Below are 6748 nucleotides of genomic sequence, written 5' to 3'. Positions count from 1 at the left end.
AGCTGCATGACCGCGAGATCGACATTGGCCGCGATCTCGCGTTCAGCAGTCAATCGCGGCAGCACGTTCTTGACGAAAAAGTTTGCCGTAGTGATCTTTCCGGCATAAAAAGCGCTGTCGGTTGGTGATGGGTCGCCGTCGAGTGCCGTCAGCGCTATCTCCGCCTGCTGGAGTAGCAGCCAGCCGATCAGCAGGTCACCGACAGCGAGCAGGAAACGCACCGACTCCAAACCCACCCGGTAAAGCTCGCTGGCGCTCTGCTGGGAATCGATCAGATATCCGGTCATGGTGGCGACCCAGGCTTGCAGGTCGTCGACCGCGGTGGCCAACTGCTTGCGCGCTTCGACAAGTTCAGGGCGCGCTTCCTCGCTGTCGATGAACGACTCGATCTGCGTGACGAGGTGGCCCAGTGCCGCGCCCTGGTCGCGGACGATCTTGCGAAAGAAGAAGTCCTGCGCCTGAATCGCGGTAGTGCCTTCGTAAAGGCTGTCGATCTTGGCATCGCGGATGTACTGCTCGATCGGATAATCCTGCAGGAATCCGGACCCACCAAACGTCTGCAGTGATTCGGTCAGCGTTTGGTAGGCCCGCTCGGAGCCGACGCCCTTGACGATCGGCAGCAGCAGATCGTTGACCCGCTCCGCCAACTCCGGGTCGGCGCCGGACACGATGGCGGCTGCCGCCGCGTCCTGGTGGGCGGCGGTGAAGAGATAAAGCGCTCGCAGGCCTTCGGCGTAGGACTTCTGCATCATCAGCGCCCGACGTACGTCGGGATGGTGAATGATGGTGACCCGCGGCGCGGTCTTGTCGGTCATCTGGGTCAGGTCGGCGCCCTGAATCCGAGTCTTGGCGTAGTCCAACGCATTCAGGTAGCCCGTCGATAATGTCGCAATGGCCTTGGTGCCCACCATCATTCGGGCGTACTCGATGACCTTGAACATTTGCGCGATGCCGTTGTGGCTGTCGCCGACCAGCCATCCCGTGGCCGGGACTCCGTGCTGCCCGAAGGTCAGTTCGCAGGTGGCCGAAACCTTCAGGCCCATCTTGTGTTCCAGCCCGGTGACGAACACTCCGTTGCGCTCCCCCGGCTCACCGGTCTCCGGGTCGAGCAGGAATTTGGGCACCACGAACAGGCTCAGACCCTTGGTGCCCGGGCCCGCACCCTCGGGCCGGGCCAGGACCAGATGCAGGATGTTCTCGAAGACGTCGTCGCTGTCACCGCTGGTGATGAACCGCTTGACGCCGTCGATGTGCCAGGTGCCATCACCCTGATCGGTCGCCTTGGTCCGGCCGGCGCCGACATCGGAACCGGCGTCGGGTTCGGTGAGCACCATGGTCGCGCCCCAGTTGCGATCGATCGCCATTGATGCCCAATGCCGTTGCTGCTCATTGCCGATCCCGTAGAGGATGTTCCCCATAAACGGCCCGGCCAGGAACATGAACACGGCGGGGTTGGCGCCGAGCACGAACTCGTTGACCGCCCAAGCCACCATCGACGGCGCGGGTACACCGCCGACCGCTTCTTCGAGCCCGACCCGGAACCATTCACCTTCTCGCCACGCGTCCAGTGACTTCTTGAAGGGCTCGGGCAGCGTGACGACGTGGGTGTCGGGGTCGAACGTCGGCGGGTGGCGGTCGCTTTCGGCGAAGGACTCGGCGACCGGCCCCTCGGCCAATCGGGCGGCCTCGGAAAGCATCTCTCGCACCGATTCGCCATCGAGGTCTCCGAAGGCGTCGTCGGCCAGCACCTTGTCCAAGGCCAGCACTTCGAAGAGGTTGAACTCGAGGTCGCGCACATTGCTCTTGTAGTGGCCCATCGCTGACGCCTTTCAATCGCCGTGGGCTGAGCCTAACGCGCTTTAGCGCCCCTGGAATTGGGCTTTGCGACGCTCGATGAACGACTGCACGCCTTCGGCGGCGTCGGCGGTGGCGAACAGCGCCGCCACGTCGGGCCGCAGGCGCTCGATGGCAGCGCCATCGCCTTGCGCGCGGGCCAACTGCGCCGAGGCCAGCGTGGCCTGCACGGCCAGCGGTGCTGCGCGCTCGGCGATGGTCTGCGCGATGTTGCGCGCACGCGACAACGCAGCGGTGCCGTCATCGGCGACTTCCTGCACCAGCCCGATGCGGTGCGCCTCGGCGGCGTCGAATTCGTCGCCGGTGAGCAACCAGCGCATCGCGTTGCCCCAGCCGCCCTCACGGGGAAGCCGCAGCGTCGCACCGCCGAACGGATAGATGCCACGCTGAACCTCGAGCTGGGCGAATCGGGTGTCCGCCGCCGCGACGCGTATGTCGGCGGCCAGCAGCAGTTCGATACCCAGCGTCATGCACCAACCGTGCGCCGCAGCGACCAGCGGCGTGGTCCACGAACCGTCCAGGCGCCACGGGTCTCGTCCGTCGGCGGGCGACGGGAGATCGCCGGACGCGATGTTGGGACCGACATCCACCAGGTCAAGGCCGCCGGTGAAGTGCTCGCCGTGCGCGTACAGCACGCCGGCGCGCACCGATGCGTCGGACTCCAGCAGCCCGTAGGCGCGGGACAGGTCGGTGAGCATCGCCTGGTTGAAGGCGTTGCGTTTGTCCGGTCGATTCAGCCCGATCAGCAGGACGTGACCATCCCGCTCGAGCGTCACGGTTTCCAGGTGCGGAAGTGCATCAGTTGAGCCAGTCATCCGCCGAGTCAAGCGCACCGACCGTGAATATGCAATAGGGCATAAAACTTAATCAAGTTGACAGAAAGGACGTGTTCGCCGAGTGCCGCCAGACTGGCCTTTTAGGTCTCTATCCAGCAACGGAGATCGTTTGCGTTTGCGTGCTGGACACCAGTCTTATATGGTCTATCCCATAATCATGGGTCGGCATATCCGGCGCATGGGGGCAGCAGGAGAAGATCATGCTGATCGTCGAACTCAACGTCGGCGGATACCGCTTCAGCGGAGAGTGGGCCGGGCTTCGTCGCAGCACGCTGCGGCCCGCGCGGTTCAATCCGCGGACGATCCAATGGCGGATGCCGCAGCTACGCCACACCCCCGCGGCCTGACGGTCGCCGGGTAGAGAGAACACAGCGCCATGTCGTTAGCGACGCATGCGCCGCGCAAGCGCGGCGATACCCGAACCAGAATGCTGATCAGCGCCGCCGAGGTGATGCGCGAACGCGGTGCCGCGGGCGTGACCATCGACGAAGTGCTGACCCGTAGCGGTGCGCCGCGCGGTTCGGTGTACTACCACTTTCCAGACGGCCGCAATCAGATTCTCGCCGAGGCGCTGCAATACGCCGGGGATGCGATCACGGCCGACATCGACGACGCCGCCGGCCGCGGTGCCAAGGTTCTGCTTCGACAGTTCGTCGACTTCTGGGAACGTGTGCTCGCGGAAAGCGACTTTCACGCCGGCTGCCCGGTGGTCGCCGCAGCGATCGGCTCGGCCGATGACGAAGTCCGGTTGTCCGCCGAAGCGGCGAGGATCTTCGCGCATTGGCGCACGGCGCTGACATGGGCGTTCGTCGCCGACGGCTTCGTTGAGTCGGACGCCGATTCGCTGGCGGTGATGTCGATCGCGACGCTGGAAGGCGCCGTCGTCCTGTGCCGATCCACCCGCAGCAGCGAACCACTGCACAAGGTCTACGAGCAGCTTGAATTCCTGGTCAAGGCAAGGGAATTCGTCCGTCGTAACGGAGTTCCCGGCCGGGACTAGTCGCTGGCCGGTAGCGGCTTGGCCTCCTTGAGGCTCAGCGCGGTCTGGCCGACGGCCAACGTTCCCGCGCCGGCCTTGGTGACCAACACCTCGGCACCGGCCTCGTCCACGTAACGCTTGCCCATCACCGCGCCGTCGGAGAATGCCGGATCCAGCTGACCGGAACGCTCAGCACCCAACTCCACCATCGGCGCCCCACCACAACGCAGATCATCCAAGCTGTCTGCGCTGCGCACGACGATGACCTGGGTGTCGCAAACCTGGCTGGCCAAACGGGTTCCGTTTTTGATCATGATCTCGATCCTCGGTTCGGTTACTGCTCGGCCGGGGCGGCGCGAAGCTCTTCGACGATTTCGCGGCGCAGCACCTTGCCCGTCGCGTTGGTGGGCAGCTCGTCGCGAAAGACTACCCGGTCAGGGGTGCGTGACCCGCGCAAACTTTTGCGGACGTGTTCGCGCAATTCCTCGGGGTCAGGCTCGGCGCCGACGGCCGGTACGACCACCGCGACGATCGCCTGTCCCCACTGCGGATCGTCGACGCCGACCACCGCGACATCGCGCACGTGCGGGTGTTCAACCAGCACGTCTTCCAGCTCAGCGGGCGCGATGTTCTCGCCGCCGCGGATGATCGTGTCGTCGCTACGGCCGCCGATGAACAGGTAGCCGCCGTGGTCGAGGGTGGCGATGTCCTTGGTCGGAAACCAGCCGTCGGCGTCGAGCACCGAGCCGATGCCGGTGTAGCGACCCGAGACCTGCTCACCACGCACGAACAGCTCGCCGGTCTGCCCGGCCGGCAACACGGCACCGCCCTCATCGCGAATCTGCACCTCGACGCTCGGGACCGGCTGACCAACCGACGCCAACCGCCGGACCACCGCCGGGTCGGCCGCGGCCTGTGCCTCGCGGTGGTCGTCGGGAGTCAGCACGGCGATCGTCGAACTGGTTTCGGTGAGGCCGTAGGCGTTGACGAAACCGACGTGCGGCAACAGCTCCAAGGCCTTGCGAACCAGCGGCAACGGCACCTTGGACCCGCCGTAGGCCAGGTTGCGCAGCGACGGCAGACGATGCTGAGTGCTCTCCAACACGGTCACGATGCGGTCCAGCATCGTCGGCACCACCGTGGCGCTGGTGACGTGCTCGGCATCGATCAGGCGTACCCACTCCTCGGGATCGAAGATCGGCAGATAAACCATCTTCCGGCCGGCGTACAGGTTCGACAGGGCCGCGCTGACCCCCGCGATGTGGTACGGCGGCACGCAGATCAACGCGGCATCGGTCGGCTCGGCCGACCCGAATTCGACTGTGCCCGTGACGTAACTGGTCAGATTGTTGTGGGTGAGCTCGACGGCTTTGGGCTGCGAGGTGGTGCCCGACGTGAACAGCACGATGCCGACCGAGTCCGGGTCGGCGAATTCCACGGCCGGTTCGGCGTCGCGGGCCTGCACCAGAAAGTCGTCGGACACGATGACCTGCCTGGCCAAGCCTTCGAGACCCTTCGGACCACCCAACTCGTCGAGGTAGCGGCGGTCGATCACCACCAGCGGATCGGGCAGTCTGGCGATCAGCGTCTTGATGCCCTCGGCGGACAGCCGGTAGTTGATCGGGGTGAAGGTCTGCCCGGCCCGGGCCGAGGCGAAGATCAGCAGCGGAAGCATCGCGCCGCCGGTGCCGACGTAGGCGACGTGCGACGCCCCCGAACTCGCGATGATGCCGGCGCCGCCATCGGCGAGATCGCTGAGCTGCTGTGTTGTCAGCCGGACGTCCCCCGAGACGACGGCGGTCCGCTCGGGATCGCTCGAACTCGCCATCTCGAGAAGTAGCGAAATACTCACGCTCGCACTTTCTGTGGTGTCCACACGTTACAAAGCTTGTCCAAAGTGTCATGCCAGTTTAGATGACGTCACATTTCAACCGCGCCGTGGCCGATGTCACTAGAGCCAAGGCGTTTGCCTGCGGACCGGCGGGTTACCCCGGTCCGAGTTCGCCAGTAGTTGACCAAGCAACCACGAGCGAGTTGGGGACAACGCGTTGACGACCTTCACAGCAGACCTATCGCCCACACATTCCACCTTCACCCGGCTCCGCGCCGGGATCGCGGGCGCCATGCTCGCCGAGTTCTTCGGCACCTTCGTGCTGTTGCTGCTCGGGCTCGGCACCTGCGCGGTGAACACCGTCGGCCTGCCGGGTTCCGGCCGGCAGACCGTTCCGTTCGGCCCAGACAACTGGCTGATCAACGTCTTCGGCTGGGCGTTCGCCGTGATGCTGGCGGCTTACGTCTCCGGCGGTATCAGCGGTGCGCATTTCAATCCGGCGGTGACGCTGGCCTTCGCCGTCGCACGAAAATTCGACTGGCGCAATGTAATTCCGTACTGGGTGGCTCAGATCGTCGGCGCCTTCTGCGGAGCCGCGGCCGTCTACGCCGTGTATCGGCCCGCAATCGAGGCCCATGACGCCGGTATAGCCCGAGCGGATGCGATGGATACCTACGGAATTTTCGCGACCTCTCCCGCCCAGTACTTCCACGGCGGCTACCTCGGGCCGGTGGTCGACCAGCTCGTCGGTACCGCGATCCTCGTCGTCCTGATCGCAGCGTTGATCGACAACCGCAACCAGGCGCCCGCCGGCAACCTGGCGCCGCTGCTGATCGGCTTCATCATCGCGGTGATCGGCTGCTCGTATGGCACCAACGCCGGATACGCGCTCAACCCGGCCCGCGAACTCGGTCCGCGGGTGTTCGCGTGGCTAGCGGGCTGGGGGAAATTGGCCCTGCCCGGTGATTACGGGCAGACCACCAACTACTGGTGGATCCCGGTGTTCATCCCGCTGTTCGGCGCCGTCGCCGGCATCCTGCTGTACGACTTCTTCATCGGTCACGTGCTGGACGCGCGCGCGGCGATGATGCGCACCCCGGAACCGGGTCTGGCACCGGTCCCCACCACCGACGCCGCGGCGGGGGTGGCCGGGCCGGTCACCGCCGAGGACAGCGCCGACGCCGAGGAGGATCAGGCCGCCTGAGCTCAGGTGCCGGTCCAGCGGGCCGGCCGCTTCTCGGCGAATGC

The 6748-nt window shown here is 65.5% G+C and carries 7 protein-coding genes; 3 read left to right on the top strand and 4 right to left on the bottom strand.

The genetic code is table 11. The features are described from left to right. Both VN856_RS11540 and VN856_RS11535 read right to left on the bottom strand, forming a co-directional pair. A partial coding sequence (locus VN856_RS11540) for an acyl-CoA dehydrogenase (protein WP_325689074.1) occupies window positions 1-1817 on the bottom strand: 1817 nt, incomplete at its 3' end. Window positions 1818-1859: 42 nt separating this feature from the next. After that, the gene (locus VN856_RS11535) at window positions 1860-2669 is read right to left on the bottom strand and encodes a crotonase/enoyl-CoA hydratase family protein (RefSeq protein WP_325689072.1); all 810 of its coding nucleotides are present in this window, start codon (window positions 2667-2669) and stop codon (window positions 1860-1862) included. Window positions 2670-2890: 221 nt separating this feature from the next. Here VN856_RS11535 and VN856_RS11530 point away from each other — a divergent pair, with 221 nt between their 5' ends. Together VN856_RS11530 and VN856_RS11525 are read left to right on the top strand one after the other, a co-directional pair. Then, window positions 2891-3037, top strand: a complete 147-nt coding sequence (locus tag VN856_RS11530) for a hypothetical protein (protein WP_325689070.1) — start codon at window positions 2891-2893, stop codon at window positions 3035-3037. Between the two features lie 29 nt (window positions 3038-3066). Beyond that, on the top strand, window positions 3067-3690 hold the full coding sequence (locus VN856_RS11525) for a TetR/AcrR family transcriptional regulator (protein ID WP_325689068.1): 624 nt from the start codon (window positions 3067-3069) through the stop codon (window positions 3688-3690). On the opposite strand, the gene VN856_RS11520 is transcribed toward VN856_RS11525, so the two are convergent. Both VN856_RS11520 and VN856_RS11515 read right to left on the bottom strand, forming a co-directional pair. Continuing rightward, entirely contained in the window at window positions 3687-3983 is a 297-nt protein-coding gene (locus VN856_RS11520; RefSeq protein WP_325689066.1) for a hypothetical protein, read from the bottom strand. The two genes, VN856_RS11525 and VN856_RS11520, sit on opposite strands and share 4 nt — an antisense overlap. 20 nt (window positions 3984-4003) lie before the next feature. Further along, window positions 4004-5521 (bottom strand): class I adenylate-forming enzyme family protein, encoded by a 1518-nt coding sequence (locus VN856_RS11515; RefSeq protein WP_325689064.1) that lies wholly within the window; start codon window positions 5519-5521, stop codon window positions 4004-4006. 196 nt (window positions 5522-5717) lie between these two features. Here VN856_RS11515 and VN856_RS11510 point away from each other — a divergent pair, with 196 nt between their 5' ends. Next, a complete protein-coding gene (locus tag VN856_RS11510; protein ID WP_325689062.1) occupies window positions 5718-6704 on the top strand; it encodes an MIP family channel protein in 987 nt (328 codons plus the stop codon). The last annotated feature ends 44 nt before the right edge of the window (window positions 6705-6748 follow it).

The sequence above is a fragment of the Mycobacterium sp. genome, from assembly GCF_035603715.1.
In the GTDB taxonomy this organism is placed as follows: domain Bacteria; phylum Actinomycetota; class Actinomycetes; order Mycobacteriales; family Mycobacteriaceae; genus Mycobacterium.
This window is presented reverse-complemented; position numbering and strand designations above follow the sequence as displayed.